This is a genomic window from Streptomyces sp. CA-146814 (assembly GCF_050942385.1).
Lineage (GTDB): Bacteria > Actinomycetota > Actinomycetes > Streptomycetales > Streptomycetaceae > Streptomyces.
This window is the reverse complement of the sequence record NZ_CP192068.1, coordinates 510,452-525,544: the sequence shown is the minus strand read 5'-3', so window position 1 is coordinate 525,544 and position 15,093 is coordinate 510,452. Positions and strand designations below refer to the sequence as shown.

General features: G+C 74.3%; 12 protein-coding genes and 1 pseudogene. 5 read left to right on the top strand and 8 right to left on the bottom strand.

Features of this window, described 5'->3' with window-relative positions; genetic code table 11:
* Window positions 1-22: 22 nt before the first annotated feature.
* From ACQP09_RS02160 to ACQP09_RS02150, 3 genes are all read right to left on the bottom strand, one after another.
* Window positions 23-814, bottom strand: a complete 792-nt coding sequence (locus tag ACQP09_RS02160) for a hypothetical protein (RefSeq protein WP_433395506.1) — start codon at window positions 812-814, stop codon at window positions 23-25.
* A 65-nt stretch (window positions 815-879) separates the two neighbouring features.
* The gene (locus ACQP09_RS02155) at window positions 880-1,461 is read right to left on the bottom strand and encodes a TerD family protein (protein ID WP_433395504.1); all 582 of its coding nucleotides are present in this window, start codon (window positions 1,459-1,461) and stop codon (window positions 880-882) included.
* A gap of 62 nt (window positions 1,462-1,523) precedes the next feature.
* A complete protein-coding gene (locus ACQP09_RS02150) occupies window positions 1,524-2,099 on the bottom strand; it encodes a TerD family protein (RefSeq protein ID WP_359218461.1) in 576 nt (191 codons plus the stop codon).
* 218 nt (window positions 2,100-2,317) lie between these two features.
* Here ACQP09_RS02150 and ACQP09_RS02145 point away from each other — a divergent pair, with 218 nt between their 5' ends.
* Both ACQP09_RS02145 and ACQP09_RS02140 read left to right on the top strand, forming a co-directional pair.
* On the top strand, window positions 2,318-2,749 hold the full coding sequence (locus tag ACQP09_RS02145; RefSeq protein WP_433395502.1) for a BlaI/MecI/CopY family transcriptional regulator: 432 nt from the start codon (window positions 2,318-2,320) through the stop codon (window positions 2,747-2,749).
* Window positions 2,750-2,751: 2 nt separating this feature from the next.
* Window positions 2,752-3,684, top strand: a complete 933-nt coding sequence (locus ACQP09_RS02140) for a M56 family metallopeptidase (RefSeq protein WP_433395500.1) — start codon at window positions 2,752-2,754, stop codon at window positions 3,682-3,684.
* Between the two features lie 46 nt (window positions 3,685-3,730).
* On the opposite strand, the gene ACQP09_RS02135 is transcribed toward ACQP09_RS02140, so the two are convergent.
* On the bottom strand, window positions 3,731-3,952 hold the full coding sequence (locus ACQP09_RS02135; RefSeq protein ID WP_404071170.1) for a hypothetical protein: 222 nt from the start codon (window positions 3,950-3,952) through the stop codon (window positions 3,731-3,733).
* A 288-nt stretch (window positions 3,953-4,240) separates the two neighbouring features.
* On the opposite strand from ACQP09_RS02135, the gene ACQP09_RS02130 reads away from it, so the two are divergent.
* Both ACQP09_RS02130 and ACQP09_RS02125 read left to right on the top strand, forming a co-directional pair.
* A complete protein-coding gene (locus ACQP09_RS02130) occupies window positions 4,241-5,542 on the top strand; it encodes a hemolysin family protein (protein ID WP_433395498.1) in 1,302 nt (433 codons plus the stop codon).
* Window positions 5,539-6,561, top strand: a complete 1,023-nt coding sequence (locus ACQP09_RS02125; RefSeq protein WP_433395496.1) for a hemolysin family protein — start codon at window positions 5,539-5,541, stop codon at window positions 6,559-6,561. The genes ACQP09_RS02130 and ACQP09_RS02125 overlap by 4 nt, the downstream gene beginning before the upstream one ends.
* On the opposite strand, the gene ACQP09_RS02120 is transcribed toward ACQP09_RS02125, so the two are convergent.
* From ACQP09_RS02120 to ACQP09_RS02110, 3 genes and pseudogenes are all read right to left on the bottom strand, one after another.
* Complete coding sequence (locus ACQP09_RS02120) at window positions 6,558-6,767, bottom strand: twin-arginine translocase TatA/TatE family subunit (protein WP_404071176.1); 210 nt, start codon at window positions 6,765-6,767, stop codon at window positions 6,558-6,560. The two genes, ACQP09_RS02125 and ACQP09_RS02120, sit on opposite strands and share 4 nt — an antisense overlap.
* Before the next feature lie 121 nt (window positions 6,768-6,888).
* Window positions 6,889-8,069, bottom strand: a pseudogene (locus ACQP09_RS02115) (DNA glycosylase AlkZ-like family protein).
* Window positions 8,066-9,367: a geranylgeranyl reductase family protein gene (locus ACQP09_RS02110; protein WP_433395494.1), complete on the bottom strand. Its 1,302-nt coding sequence runs from the start codon at window positions 9,365-9,367 to the stop codon at window positions 8,066-8,068. The pseudogene ACQP09_RS02115 and the gene ACQP09_RS02110 overlap by 4 nt, the downstream one beginning before the upstream one ends.
* A 321-nt stretch (window positions 9,368-9,688) precedes the next feature.
* On the opposite strand from ACQP09_RS02110, the gene ACQP09_RS02105 reads away from it, so the two are divergent.
* A complete protein-coding gene (locus tag ACQP09_RS02105; protein ID WP_433395492.1) occupies window positions 9,689-14,434 on the top strand; it encodes a HEAT repeat domain-containing protein in 4,746 nt (1,581 codons plus the stop codon).
* Between the two features lie 24 nt (window positions 14,435-14,458).
* Here ACQP09_RS02105 and ACQP09_RS02100 read toward each other — a convergent pair whose 3' ends face one another.
* The gene (locus ACQP09_RS02100; protein WP_432152460.1) at window positions 14,459-15,046 is read right to left on the bottom strand and encodes a DNA polymerase ligase N-terminal domain-containing protein; all 588 of its coding nucleotides are present in this window, start codon (window positions 15,044-15,046) and stop codon (window positions 14,459-14,461) included.
* Window positions 15,047-15,093: the final 47 nt, after the last annotated feature.

Genomic DNA, 15,093 nt, shown 5'->3' with positions numbered 1-15,093 from the left:
GGGTGCCTCAGGGCCGCGCGCCTCAGCGCCGGGTGTCGGGCAGCTGCGGTGATCCGGTGCCGGGAGTCCCGTGGCCGGGGCCGGAGAAGCCCGGGCTGGTGAAGTCGGGACCCGCGTAGGCGGGCGGGGTGAAGCGCGAGCCGTGGCCGGGCGCCTCGGCCGGGCGGCCCGCCTCCGCGAGCTCCCGGAGCAGGAACGGCCGGATCGCCCGGTCCCGCAGCGCGGTGCGCCAGGTCTCCCGGGCCCGCTCCAGGTCGGCCGAACGGTCCACCCCGGGCGGTGAACCGGGGGCCGACTGGAGGGCGGCGGTGCGGTACAGCGCGACGATGCCGGCCAGCGCGGCGGCCGCCGCGATCGCGAGGCTGACCCAGCCGACCCGGACGAGGGTCCCGGCCAGCGCCGCCATGCCGCCGGTGAGACGGAGCCCGTACCCCAGCAGCAGGAAGGTCGCCGCGGCGACGGCGGCGAGGATCGGCGTGAGCACCCCGAGGACCGCCAGGGCCCCGGCGCCCGCCCGCTCCTGGTGACCCGGCCCCGACAGCGGAGCGGCACCGCCGTCGTGGTGCCGGGTGTGCAGCCCGCGCCGCAGGGCCGCGTACGCCCGGTACTCCGCCGCGGCCTCCGGAGCCGTACGGGCCACCGAGGCCAGGGCCCGGATCCGCAACTGGCCGCCGCCGACGCCGGATTCCTCCAGCAGCCGCTGGATCTCCGCCGAGGCGAGCACCTCGTCGAGCACCTCCGCGTAATCGGATCTGTCCTCGTCGCCGAGGTGCCCGACGTGCCCGAGGTCCCCGGGCGGGGATGGTCTGCCCATGCTGTCCTTCGATCGATGTGTCGCGGTGCGGAGGCCCGCGGGCCTCCGCACCGGTGGTGGCCCGGCTACAGGTGCTGCGCGACGGCCGGCATCAGGTCCTGGAACGTCCGGCCGTCGGCCGAGGCGCCGATGGCGGTCATCTGCCACCCCGAACCGGCCCGCTGGACCTTGGCCATGATCTGCGCGGTGTGCCGCCCGCCGCCGGTGAGCGTGTACCGCGCCAGCTCCTGGCCGGTGCTCTCGTCGACCAGACGGCAGAAGGCCGCCTCGACCTCCTCGAAGGTCTGGCCGGTGAACGAGTTCACCGTGAAGATGATCTGGTCGACGTGGGTGGGCACGCGCCGCAGGTCGACGACGATGGACTCGTCGTCGCCGCCCTCGCCCGCACCGCCGACCCGGTTGTCGCCGGTGTGCTGCACCGAACCGTCGTCACTCGTGAGGTGCTGGAAGAAGACGACGTCCTGAGGGGCCTGGCCCGCGAAGAGCACGGCCGAGGCGTCCAGGTCGATGTCACGGGCGGTCAGCCGGGCCAGGAAGCCCTTGCGGGGCGCGGACTTCCAGCCCAGCCCCATCCGGACGACGCCGAGTTCGCCGCCGCCGGACTTGGTGAGGCTGACCTGCTGGCCCTTGGAGAGGTTGATCGTCATGGTTCCGCCTTCGATGCCTTCGGTGAGGTGGTGTGGAGTGTGTCCGGGCCGGTGGGGTCAGGTCAGAGGCCGACGCCGAAGTCCGCGACGATGCCGCTCAGCCCGGAGGCGTAACCCTGCCCGACCGCACGGAACTTCCACTCCGCGCCGTGCCGGTACAGCTCGCCGAAGACCATCGCCGTCTCGGTGGAGGCGTCCTCGCTGAGGTCGTAGCGGGCGATCTCCGCGCCGCCCGCCTGGTTCACCACGCGGATGTACGCGTTGCGGACCTGGCCGAAGCTCTGGCCCCGGCCCTCTGCCTCGTGGATCGAGACGGGGAACACGATCTTGGCGACGGTCCCCGGCACCGCGGAGAGGTCGACCTTGACGATCTCGTCGTCACCCTCGCCCTCACCGGTCAGGTTGTCGCCGGTGTGCTCGACCGAACCGTCCGGGCTCTTGAGGTTGTTGTAGAACACGAAGTGGTCGTTGGAGAGGACCTTCCCCGACTCGTCGCAGAGCAGCGCGCTCGCGTCGAGGTCGTAGTCGGTGCCGGTGGTCGTACGGACGTCCCAGCCGAGGCCGACGAGGATCGCGGTCAGCCCCGGGGCCTCCTTGGTCAGCGAGACATTTCCGCCCTTGGCCAGGCTCACGCCCATGGTGTTTCTCCCTTTGTGTGGTGACGGTGCGGGCACACTGCGGTACCACCAGGAAATCTACAACACTGTAGATTTTCCGGGCCAGGTGGGAACCGCGTGGGAGCCGGGCCGCAGCCGTCACCGGCGCACCGGAGGCTGGATACGATTTCCCGGTGCCCGGCAGATGAACGGCAGGGATCGGGCCGCAGAAGGAGCAGAGGGAGAGGGGGGCCCGGACGGTGGACACCGAAGGAGCCGGTGGCGAACGGGGAACGTCCGCCCGCAGGCGGGGCCAGGGCGAGCTGGAGGCCCAGGTGCTGTCCGTGCTGGGCGAGGCGACCGAGCCGGTCACCGCGGCCTGGGTGCTGCGACGGCTCGGCGGCGGCCTGTCGTACAGCACCGTCATCACGATCCTGACCCGGCTGCACGCCAAGCAGGCGGTGACCAGGACCGGGCCCAAGCGGCCCGTCCTCTGGCAGCCCGTGGCGAACGAGGCCGGTCTCGCCGCACTGCGCATGCGGCGGCTCCTGGACAAGCAGAGCGACCGGGACGCGGTGCTCTCCAGCTTCGTCTCCGTCCTCTCGGCGGATGACGAGGAGCTGCTGCGCTCGCTGCTCGCCGACAGCGGCCCCGGCGGCCCCGGCGCGCCGACGGACCGGCCGGAGGGCTGACGATGGGCGTCTTCGTGTACCTGCCCCTGGTCCTGCCGCTGACCGCGCTGCCGATCGCGCGGCTGGCCGAGCAGCATCTGCACCCACGGAGAGCCGCACGCCTGCTGGCCACCGTCGCCGTGATCCTCGCCTCCTGCAGCCTGGTCTGCCTCGGACTGCTGGTGGTGGTCGGCACCGCGCAACTGCCCGGCAACCCGCTGCCCGACGGCTGGTCCGACGACGAGGTACGCGAAGCCGTCCCGCACGACGCCTTCGCCGGCAAGGCGTCCATCCTGGCGCTCGTCGCCGTGACGATGGCCTGCGGGTTCACCCTCCACCGCCACTACCGCTTCCGCGCCCGCGCCCACCGCACGCTCGCCGGCCTGCCGGACGGCGGCGACCTCGCGGTGCTGCCCGACGACGTGCCGTACGCCTACGCGCTGCCCGGCTCGCCGGGCCGGATCATGGTCTCCACCGCCATGCTCGCCGCCCTGGACCCCGCCGAGCGCCGGGCGCTGCTCGCCCACGAGCGGGCCCATCTGGAGGGCCGCCACCACCGGCTGCTGCTCGCCACCCGGCTGGCCGGCTGCGTCAACCCGCTGCTGCGGCCCCTGCAGGCCGCCCTCGTCTACTCCACCGAGCGCTGGGCGGACGAGGAGGCGGCCCGCGTCACCGGCGACCGCCGGCTGACGGCCCGGGCGGTCGGCAAGGCGGCGCTCATCTCCGGGCCGGGCCCCGCCGCCGTGGCCGGCTTCGCCGCCGCGGGTCCGGTGCCGCGCCGGGTGGCCGCGCTGCTGGGCCCGGTGCCGCCGGACCGCGGCTGGCCGCCCGCGCTCACCCCGGCCGGTGCCGCCGCGTTCGTCGCCGCCGCCGGGACGACCGTCTCGGCGCTCTCCGCGCTCAACGCGGCCGTCGCGCTCTTCCTCGTCCTGGAGGCGGCGACGACGCCGCTGTGAGGGGCTCCGGCCCACCGGACACGTCCGGTGGGCCGGAGCGCTCGGGTCAGGACGCGCCGGTGTCCAGCGCGGCGAGTGCCTGGGCCCACCGGACGTACTTCAACTTGGCCAGATCTGCCACCGTCTTCACCCCGAACGCTTCCTGGAGCAGCTCACCGTCGCGGTCCGAGACGCCCTTCAGCGCCGAGACCGGAGCCGCGAGGATGGTGGGCAGGTCCTTGTCCGCGTAAGCCTTGTCGAGCACCTTGTCCAGGTCGATCTGGGCCACTGCATGCCTCCTGAGAGCTGGTTCTGCCGCCATGGCGGCCGGTCGGCCCCGGGCGGGGCCGCCAGCAGAACTGCGCGGCCCCGCGGACGAGTTCCCCCGCGCTTCCGGAGCCGCCGAAATCGAGCCACCGGGCGTCCGACCTCGACAGGTCTACGTGGCTGTAAAGTTCGTGGGCCCGGCGATAAGGAGTTGTGCGTTGTCTGCCAGTCCGGGCCCTTCGGGGCCCTCGGAGTCCGAACATCCGGCTCCACCGAATCCCGAACCGGTCCCGCACGCGGTGGGTGAGCGATGACCGCCGCCCTGCTCGGCCTCCTGGCGGTGTTCGTCCTGACCGCGGGGACGGGCTACTTCGTGGCCCAGGAGTTCGCCTATGTGTCCGCCGACCGCCTGACCCTCTCCCGGGAGGCCGCGGCCGGTGACAAGCGGGCCGCCAGAGCCGTGAAGGTCCTGGAGCGGCTCTCCTTCATGCTCTCGGGCGCCCAGCTCGGCATCACCGTCACCGGCCTGATCGTCGGCTTCCTCGCCGAACCGTCGGTGTCGACCCTGCTGAAGCCGGCGCTGGACGGCACCGGCCTCCCCGGCGGAGTGGTCTCGGCGATCTCCGTGACGCTCTCGTTCGTCGTGGCGACCGTCATCCAGATGGTGCTCGGCGAACTCGCGCCCAAGAACCTCGCCCTCGCCGTACCGGAGCGGCTGGCGAAGTCCCTGGCCGCCTCCACGCTCATCTACCTGCGGATCGTCGGCCCGGTCATCCACGTCTTCGACAGCGCGGCCAACCGGCTGCTGCGCCGCATCGGCATCGAACCGGTCGAGGAGCTCCACCACGGCGCCACGCTGGAGGAGCTCGGCCATCTGATCGGCGAGTCCCACGAGCAGGGCGAACTGCCCACCGCCACGGCCGAACTCGTCGATCACGCGCTGGAGTTCTCCGAGCGCACGCTGGGCGAGGTCATGGTGCCGCGCGCCGATGTCGCCTTCGTGCGCCGCGACGCCATGGCGCTGGAGGCCGTCGAGCTGATCGCCCGCCACGGCCACTCGAACTACCCGGTCCTCGGCGACCACCCCGACGACCCGGCCGGAGTGCTGGGCGTACGGGAGCTGATGGGGCTGCCCGCCGCCGACGTCGGCCGCACCACCGCAGGTGAGCTGGCCCGCCGCCCGCTCCTGCTGCCGGAGATCCTGAAGCTCCCGGCAGCGGTCGCGCAGATGCGTGAGCGGGACGACGAGTTCGCCGTCGTGCTGGACGAGCACGGCGGTGTCGCGGGCATCGTCACGTACGAGGACATCGCCGAGGAGCTGGTCGGGGAGATCGCCGACGAGTCCGACGCGGTCGACGAACCCGCGGTCGCCGACGGGACCGGCTGGGTGGTGGACGCGGGACGCCGTCTCGACGAGATCGAGGAGGCCACCGGGATCGCGCTGCCCGAGGAGGGTGACTACGACACCCTCGCCGGACTGATCATCGACCGGCTCGGCCGCTTCCCGACGGTCGGGGACCACCTCACCGTCTCCGGCGTACGGATCACGGTCCGTACGCTCGACCGGCACGTGGCCGAGTACGTCCGTATCGAACAGGAGCAGCAGGCATGAGCTTCCCCATGGCGCTCTTCGTCACCGTCCTGCTGCTGATCGGCAGCGGCTTCTTCGTCGCCGCCGAGTTCGCCCTGGTCGCCGCCAAGCACCACCGCATGGAACAGGCGGTCCTCGCCGGCCGCCGCGGTGCCAAGGCGGCCCTCGCCGGGATGCGCGAGCTGTCGCTGATGCTCGCCGGCGCCCAGCTCGGCATCACCCTCTGCACGCTGGGTCTCGGCGCCGTCTCCAAGCCCGCCATCTCGCACGAGCTGGACCCGCTCCTGGAGCGGCTCGGCCTGCCCGCCGGGCTGAGCTACGGCATCGCCTTCACGCTGGCGATGATCATCGTGGTCTTCCTGCACATGGTGGTCGGCGAGATGGCGCCCAAGTCCTGGGCCATCGCGCATCCGGAGAGCTCCGCGATGCTCCTCAGCCCGGCGTTCCGCGCGGTGGTCAACGTCGTACGCCCGCTGATCCGGGTGCTGAACGCGGTCAGCAACGCGCTGGTACGGCTCTGCCGGGTGACCCCGCGCGACGAGCTGACCTCCGTGCACAACCGCGACCAGCTGACCCACCTCATCGAGGAGTCCGAGCGGCTCGGGCTGATCAGCAAGGGCGACTCCGGACTGGTGACCCGGTCGCTGACCGAACCCTTCACCCCGGTGGGCGCGTTCCAGATCCCGGTGGAGCAGATCACGACCGTACCCGCCGACGCGGACCTCGACCGGATCCTCGCCGTCGCCTCCGGGGCCGACCGCACCCGCCTGCTCGTACGGGAGGGGGAGCGGGTGCTCGGATCCGTCCACGCCCGCGACGCCCTGGTCGCCCGTGCCGGAGGCCGGGACGTGTCGGCGCGGGCGCTGGCCCGGCCGGTGCCGGAACTGGCGCCGGACCAGACGGTCGCCCATGCCGTGGAGCGGCTGCGCGAGCGCCGCGCGACGATCGCCGTCGTCCGCGACGAGCAGGGCCGGCTCTCCGGAATGGTCAGCCTCGACGACCTCCTCGCCCGGCTGCTCCACCCGCCGACGGCGTCCTAGAGCGGGTCCCGCTCGGTCGTCTCCCCGCGGATCACGCGGGGGGACGACCGGTCCGGGCCGCCGTCCTCGTCCTTCATCGCGCGCTTCTCGCTCTTGAGGATGCGTGCGGCCTTTCCGGCCGACCGCATGAGATCGGGCAGCCTCTTCACGGCCAGCACCGCCACGATCACCAGGAGGAGGAGAGTGAGCTCGCCGATCCCGAACATGGTTGCTGCTTTCTCTGGGGCCTCGCGGCGGGCGGAGCTGACGAGAGGTCATCCGGATCCCTGATGGACCGGCAGAGGTGAATCTACAGGGCTGTAGAGCATCCGTCGGCGGGTTCCGGGATCAACCGGCGGGCAGCACCCGCACCGTGGCCTCCGGCAGCCGGCTCCACCAGTGGCCGTAGCGCCGGTAGACCTCCGGTTCACGGTCGGCCAGGAACCCGGCCAGCGACCGCGCCTCGGCGCCGAGCCGCTCCCAGACGTCCTCGGGGAGCGGGTGGAACGCGGTCGCCTCGACGCCTCCGGCGACCGGCCGCCACACCCCGGCCACATATCCGTCGACCAGCAGCGTCGGCAGCACATCGCCGTTCGCCCGGATCACGGTCCTGCGGTACGCCTCCGGGAGGACCCGGCCGCGATCCGCGTATGCCAGCAGGACGCTGTCCCACATCGCCATCAGCCGGGTGGCGCCGGCTCCGCCCCGTCCGGCCGCGGGGCCCCCGGCAGATCGAACAGCTCCTCGCCCGTCGGCCCCACCAGCCGCTCCAGCTCCCCGGCGAGGTCCGCCACCGCCGCCCGTGCCCGGGAGCGCGTGACCATGGCGAACTGCGCCACATCGGCGACGGACGCGGGCCCGAACCCGGAGAGGTACCGCAGGACCAGCCGCCGCAGGGACACCGCCGACGCCTCCGGGTCCGTGCGCAGGGGGCCGGTCCGGGGCGCGATGTACGAGGGCCGGTGACCGAACGACCAGGGCGAGGCGGTCGGCGCGTGGAGCAGCGGCGTGTACTGCCGCAGCCCCCACCACGCCCCGTCCTGCGCCGGCGCACCCAACTGCTCGCCCAGCCACGCCTCGCACTCGGCGGTGGTCCGGGGCCGGTCCGCGAACTCCAGCAGCCGGGGGACCAGGGCTTCGGCGTCCTCGGCCGTCAGCCCGGACGCGGTGAAGCGGCTGCCCAGCCGCGAGGCGCGCACCACCGGGTGCATGGCCTCCCGGAAGGCCGGGTGGTCCTCGGCGTGCACGGCGTGGAGGGTGAGGCGCATCAAGGTCGCCTTGACCACGCGGTGTTCCGCGAACGCGGTGTCGAGGCCGGCCGGGTCGAAGCCGCTGAGCCGGTTCCAGAGCGCGACGTACGGTGAGGCCGGCTGCTGCGCCTGGAGCGCGACCACCCGCCGTACGCCTTCGGCCGCGTCCAGCGCCTCGCGCCGCAGCAGCAACTGCCGGGCGAGCGTGGAGCGGTTGAGCTCCCGTGCGGTGATCCTGGTGCCTGTGCCTGTGCCTGTGCCTGTGCCTGTGCCGGTCATCGGTCCGTTCCTCCGGTGGTCGTACGCCGCCGCCCGGGTGCGCGGCCCGGCCGTGGAGGCGGGACGATGCGGAACGCGGTGTTGAGGACATGGTCGATCACATCGCGCGAGGGCTTGTCCGTGAGGTCGGTGAGGAGGCGGGCCAGGGTGTTCAGGAGGAACGGCGAGTTCATGACGTACCGGTTGAGCACGGGCTGGAACCCGGAGCGGCTGAAGACGACGTCGGCAGCCGCGTTGCCGAGGCGGTAGTAGCGGCCCCAGCGGCGGTTCATCTCCACCGGGTAGCCGCGCAGCACCTGTTCGCGCCGCGGGCCCTCGGGGTGGGCCAGAGCGAGCGCCGCGGTCTCGGCGGCGACCTCGCCGGCCTCCAGGGCCTGGCCGATGCCCTCGCCGTTCCACGGGCTGACCATGCCGCCGGAGTCGCCGACGAGCAGGAGCCCGCGCGCGTACAGCGGATGGCGGTTGAAACCGAGCGGCAGGGCGGCGCTGCGGACCGGACCCTCGGCGTTCTCCTCGCGAAGCCCCCACTCCTCGGGCGTCCGGGCCAGCCACTGGTCCAGGGTGGCGCGGAGGTCCGCCTTGCCGTGCCGGCGGTGGGGGAGCGCCCCGAGCCCGACGTTGACCCGGCCGTCGCCCATCGGGAAGATCCAGCCGTATCCGGGGAGGTACGGCCCGCCGTCGGGGAAGCGGAGGTCGGCCCAGAGCTCCAGGTACTCCTCCCGCGAGCGCTCCGGGCTGCGGTAGTAGCGGCGGGCGGCTGTCGCGATCTGCCGCCGGGGGTCCCGCTCCAGACCCAGCGCCAGGGCGAGCCGCGCCGAGGCGCCGTCGGCCGCGATCACGACGGGCGCGCGGAAGTCGACCGGGTCCGGGACGTCCGGCGCGTCCGAGGTCGCGGAAACCCCCGTGACCCGGCCCGCCCGGTCGGTCAGCGGCCGCTCCGCCTTCCAGCCGCTGTACAGCCGCGCCCCGGCCGCCACGGCATGGCGCGCCAGGATGTCGTCGAAGTCGTGGCGGCTGCGCGAGAGCCCGAAGTCCGGATAGCGCCCGAGCGCGGGCCAGTCGATGTGCACCCGGTGCTCCCCGGCCACCCAGCGCATCCCGCGCGAACGCGTCCACCCCGGCGCGGAGATGTCGACGCCCATCCGGATCAGCTGGTGCACCGCACGCGGGGTGAGGCCGTCGCCGCAGACCTTCTCCCGGGGGAAGCGGGCCTTCTCCAGCAGGATCACGTCGAGCCCGGACCGGGCCAGGTGGTACGCGGCCGACGAACCGGCGGGACCGGCTCCGACGACGATCACCTGGGCGTGCCGGCTCGGGTGAGGGGTGGCCGGTGGCGGGGCCGGCGCAGGACCGGAATCCGGACCTGAATCCGGATCCGGACCCGAGCCCGCGCCTGGACCCGATTCCGCGCCTGGACCCGATTCCGGTGGCATCTCGCGCATCACAGCCCCTTCCACGGGCGGCCGGTGTTCTGCTGGTGCCTCGCTGGGGTGACGGCCCCGGGCAACATCATCGACCAGGAGGAGGCGGGGCGGAACCAGGCGTGGGGCTCGGGCCTCTCGTTCGGATCATGCCGGGCCCGGCGGTTCGCCGTGCGGGCGGGTGTCTACGATCCCCGGGTGACCACACCTCCGCAGGAGCCGATCGAGGCCGCTCTCGTCCGCGCCGACGCCGGCCTCCTCGCCCGGCACCTCGACGCCCGGACCTGCTCCCCGGAACTGCTCGGCCGGCTGGTCCGCCACCCCGATCCCCGCGTACGCCATCTCGGCCTCGCTCTTCTCGCCGAGCGCACGAGCCCTCCGTACGCTGCCGGAACGGATCAACAGGAGCTGTTGGCCGACCTGTTGCCCGATGGTGCGGGGACCACGCCGGAGGAGTCCCTCGTCCTCGCGGAGCTCCACGGGCGGCTGCGGGGCGGTCATCGGCCGCTGCCCGACCGGCGTACGGATGCGTGGCCTGCCCCGGTGCGGACCGCCTGGCTGCGGGCCGAGCTGCTCGCCGATCCCGCCGTCGCCCGTACCGAACCGGCCGGAGAACCCCTCTACCAGGCCGTGCGCTCCATCGCCGTCCTGGACGCGCACCGGCCCGAGCGGCTCGTCGCCGAACTCGCGGCCACCGGGGATCCGGTGCTCCAGGACGAGGCGCTGCGTCTGGCGCGCGCGGGGCTGCATGCCGGCCTCCTCGCGCCGGCCTCCGTGCGCGGGCTGCTGGTCCGGTTGCTCGACGCCCCGGACGCGGGCGTGGTGAGGGCCGCGCTGCTCGAACTGGCCGAGCCGTGGGCGGTGGTGGTGCCGTTGGAATCGGCCGTGGTGCGTGGGCTGGTGGAGGCGTGGGGCCGGTACGCCCCGGCTGCGGGGAAGCCGTACGCATGCGCGGTCCTCACCGCCGCCGCTCGGCACGGCCACCGCGACCTGCTCCTGGACATCGCCGGTGACGTGGCGGCCGAACCCGCCCTGCGTTGCCAGGCCGTCGAACTTCTCGGCGGCCTCGCGGAACGCACCGACATCGGCGGCCTCCTGAAGCAGGCCGCCGCCGACCCGCTGCTCTTCGCCGGACCCGTACTGACCTGCCTGGGCGGCCTGCACCGGCGGGGCCATTTCCCGACGGTGCCGGACGTCGGACCGGTCCTCGGCCTGGCCCTGGCCGACCACACGGTTCCGGCCGAGGACGTCGCCACCGTCCTCCACACCTGCCGCCGGGCGTTCTTCGAGGCCCTGCTCGACGCACCGCCCACCGCATCCGACTGGCCGCGCCGCCTGGACCTCCTGGTCGCGCTGGCCGGGCAGGGCGCGGCCGACATCCCGGTGGGCGAGGCCGTGGCCCGGCTCCTGCCGGTCGTTGCCGCCCCGCGCGCGATCCTCGGCGCGATCCGGGGCCTGCGCCCCGCGGCCGCCGAGGAAGCGGTACTGGCCGCGCTGCCCACGGCCCCCGTCGAGGCGCTGGCCGCGCTGGAGGCGATCGGCGGCGCCCGTACGGAGGCGGCGCTCGCCCGGGGGCTGGGCGTCGGGGAGTACGGGGACGACGTGGCCCGGTACGCCCCGTGGGCGGTGCACGACCACGCGGGGTTCGCGCCCGCGCTCCGTGCCGTACGCGGCCCGGCGCTGGAACTCCTGTGGCACCTCACGACCGAGCCCGCCCGGCGCCGCCGCCTCCTCGCCCGGCTCGACCCCGCCGACCTGCCACCCCGCATCGCGGCCGACCTCGGCGCGCCCGACGAGCAGGAACTCGCCGTCCTCCGCTCCCGCCCGGACGAGGCCGACCCCGTGGCAGCGCTGCTCCGTACCGCCGAACACGCCGGAACGGCAACCCTGCCCCTCGTCGCCGACCTCCTCCTCCGCGTCGTACGCGACCTCGCCGCGCCCGAGGAGCCGTCCTCGGCCCAGGACCGGCGCCGCCGATCACGTGAAGACGGACTGCGCCCCGACACCGCACGCCCGCCCGGAGAGCCCGAACTCCCCGACGCCGTCCTGGCCGCCGTCCAGGCCCTCGGCCGCCGCCTCCACGCACGATGCCGGATACGGCCCGTCTGCCTGCTGGACGCCGGGGACGCCTCCGCCGCCGGCCACGCGCTCCTCGCCGCCACGGTGCTCGACCTGGTGGACCGGCCCGGCACGACCGGCGCCGAACAGGCCGTACTGCTCAAGGCGTTGCTCCGGATCCCTGCCACCCCGCACACCCGGTCCCGGGTGCACCGCCTGCTGCGCAGCCGCGATCCGCACGTACGCAAACACGTCATCGCCCTGCTGGCCCACGACGCCTCGGGCAACGACGCGCGGGCCCTGTCCGCGACGCTGCTCCCGCTCACCGCGTCGCCGGACATCCGGACCGTACGGCAGGCACTCCTGGCGCTCGGGGCGGCGCGGGCCGACCGGTCGGCCGAGGCGGTGGCCGCCTGTCTCGGCCATCCGAACATGAACATCCGGAAGACCGCCGCCGAGACCCTGGTCCGCGCGGGCTCACCCGCCGCTGTGCCGCACCTCCTGCGGCGGCTCGGCAGCGACGACAACCCCGGCCTGCGGGACGCGCTGACACGGGCGCTGCGGGCCGTTCTGGGCGAGGCGTACGCGGCCACGCTCCTCGCCGCCGCCGAGGAGAGCCGGGACGAGCGGGCCCGCAGGCTCCTGCTGGCGGGGCTCGACGGCGTACCGTCGGCGCGTTCGGTGCTCGCTCTGTACGCGCAGAACTCACCGGTCGCGCCGGCTCTGTTGGCGCTCGTCGCCGACGGCGGGGTGCGCCTCTCCTCGGGCTCCGTCCAGGATCTGACGGAACCTTTGGCCGCGCTGGGCCTGCTGACTGACCGTCAAGATACCTCTGGGCGACCGGTCGTGGCCGACCCGGAGGTGGCGGACCTGCTGCGCGGCGGCTGGGACCCCGTCCTCGCCTTGCGGATCGCGCACCGAGCCGTACCGCCGGATCCCGCCTTGGCCCGCGAACTCCCCCAACTGCGAACCCAGTTGGACCGCTGGCTGGCCCTGGCCGACAGCACCGCACCGGTACGTCTCCGCCTCCGCCTGCTGTGGTGCGCGCTGCGGCTGTGCCCGGCTCCGTGGACGGCCGACGAGGTGGCGGTCCTCGGGCGGTACGCGGGGACGGTGGCCGAGGCGCTCGAGGAGGCCGTGGGCGGCGAGGGGCCCGAGGAGTGCGCGGTGGAGCTGCTCGACGCGGTGGACGCGGTCGAGCCGGCGCTGTCCGCCGTGCAGCGCTTCACCGTAGTGGAGCAGCTGCGTGCGCTCTGGCGCGTGTCGCCCGTCTCTCCGGCCCTGACGCTCTCCCTGCTCCGCCGGTGCGGGGCGGTACTGGTCCGGGCCGACGTCGAGCGGGCGCTCGCCGCCGCCCATCTCGGCCCCGACCCCTGGCGGACCGCGCCGGACGTGCTGCGCGAGGCCTTCGGCGTACCGGAGGCGGCGGCCGGGGTGCCGGCCGACGGGCGCGAGGCGTTGCGGGAGGCCGTGCGGACGTCCGGTGCGCTGGCGGAGCTCCGGCGGAGCGGCGTCGACGGCGTTTTCCGGGGTGCCACCGGCCTGCCCCGCTCCCGGCAGTTGTTGCACGCGCTCATCGCGGCTTACCCGGCCGCCGGGCCCGACGTACGCGGTCCGGTCCTCGACTGGATGACCGCACTCCAGCCCCTCGGAGCGCCGCCGTGGACCGTCGCCGAGACCCATGCGGCCTCAACTCCTCTCGTACCGAAGGTTGTTCGGCTCGGCGATCCGGACCAGCCGCACTCGTCCGCCCGGCAGGAACGGCTTCTGGCCATGCTGGAGGCCGACGATCCGGACCGCCGGAACGCCGCCGCCCGGATCCTGGCCGGTCGGCCCGAGCCGGAGGTGGCGCTGGCCGTGGTCCGCGCGTACCTGCGCGGCCGCGTCGACGGGGTTCCCGACGCCGCTGTCGACCGCCTTGCTCGTACGCCGGCGGGCCTGGACGCGGTGGAACTGTGCGCCGAAGAGGTGCTGCCGGAGCGGGCGTTGCGGTGTGCGGGGCGGCTGCGGCCGTGGGACCTGCCGCCGCTCGTCCCGATGCTGCTGGACCGGTGGCAGCACGGTCCGCCCGCCGCGCACGCGGCCGCCCGTACGGTGCTGGACCGGGTGCCCGCCGACGCCTTGGCGCAGGTGCTCGGCCCGCGCGTCGAGGCGGGTGACCACGGCCTCCTGGACCTGCTGGCGGGCCGCCCTCTGCTGCGTACACCCGAACTCGACCGCGTACGACGGCGGTTGCGCGACGAGGGCCGTGACGCCCTGGCCGACCGCCTCGTCCTCGTGGCCGGACCCCTGCGCGGGCCGGACGCCGAGGCCGAGGACGCCGCCGCGCTGAACGCCCTGCGTGCCCCCGCTCCGGCCGTCCCGGCGGTCCACCGCCCGGCCCTGCCGGAGCTGCTCGACCTGGCCCGCACGGGCGCGCCCGAGCAGGTCCGCCGTGCGCTCGGCCGCCTCGTCGAGGAGCGCACACCGGCGCCCGGCGGCGCGTCGGACCCGGCGCTGCACGCGGTGATCGAGGAGCTGCTGCGCCACCCGCGAGCCGGCGTGCGCCTGCACGCCCACCGGGCCTCGCGCGTCCTCCTGGACCGGGCCGACCACGCCCGGTCGACGGTGATCCTGCTCTCCGACCCGCTCCCGGACGTGGTGCGCATGGCGGCGCGGACCCTTGGCCGCGCGGCGTGGGAGCCCGCGCTGCCGGAGTTGGTCCGGCTCCTCGGCCATCCGAAACCGGTGGTCCGCACCGCAGCGCGGGAGGCGGTCACCGGCTTCGGCCCGGCGGCTCTCCCCGCACTGCGCCGGGCCGCGTCGCACGCCCGTCCCGACCGGCGCCCGCTCTACACGGACCTCCTGGCCCAGCTGGCGGACCCCGATGCCAACCCGGGAGCGTAGACGGGAAAACGTACCGCTCGGTCCTCAGCTCCCGTCACCCCGTGCCGCCGCCACCGCCACCTGGTGCAGCGTCCGTCCCGTACGCGCCGATCTGGCGTGGTACGGATCCGGCGAGCCCGGCCGGTCGCGTACGGCGAGGCGGTCGTTGGCCTTGATCAGCAGCCACGCCTCCTGGCCGCCGCTCTCCGGCTCGTCGCCCACCCGGAAGCGGGTCAGCGCGAACTCGCCGTGCAGTTTGGACCCGTGGAGCCAGAACGTGGCATGGCCGAGAGCGAGCGACTCCGCGAAGGGGACCGCGTCCCCCTCTCCGTCGTGGCCGAGCGGCTCGTAGGTGCCCTGGTCCCAGACGATGACCGTGCCGCTGCCGGACTCGCCCCGCGGAATGACCCCTTCGAACTCGCGGTACTCCAGCGGGTGGTCCTCCGTCTCCACGGCGAGGCGGCGGTCGCTCGGATTCTCCGACGGGCCGCGTGGAACCGCCCAGGACTTGAGTACGCCGTCGACCTCCAGCCGGAAGTCGAAGTGCAGGCGTCGCGCGTCATGGATCTGCACGACGAAATGAGGCCGTGGCACGCCGTCGAAACGGGGTCCCGGTACGCCGTCGTTCCGCATGCCGTGCTCCCTCCGCCGGACCGCCCGGTTCCGCGGCGCTGTCCGGT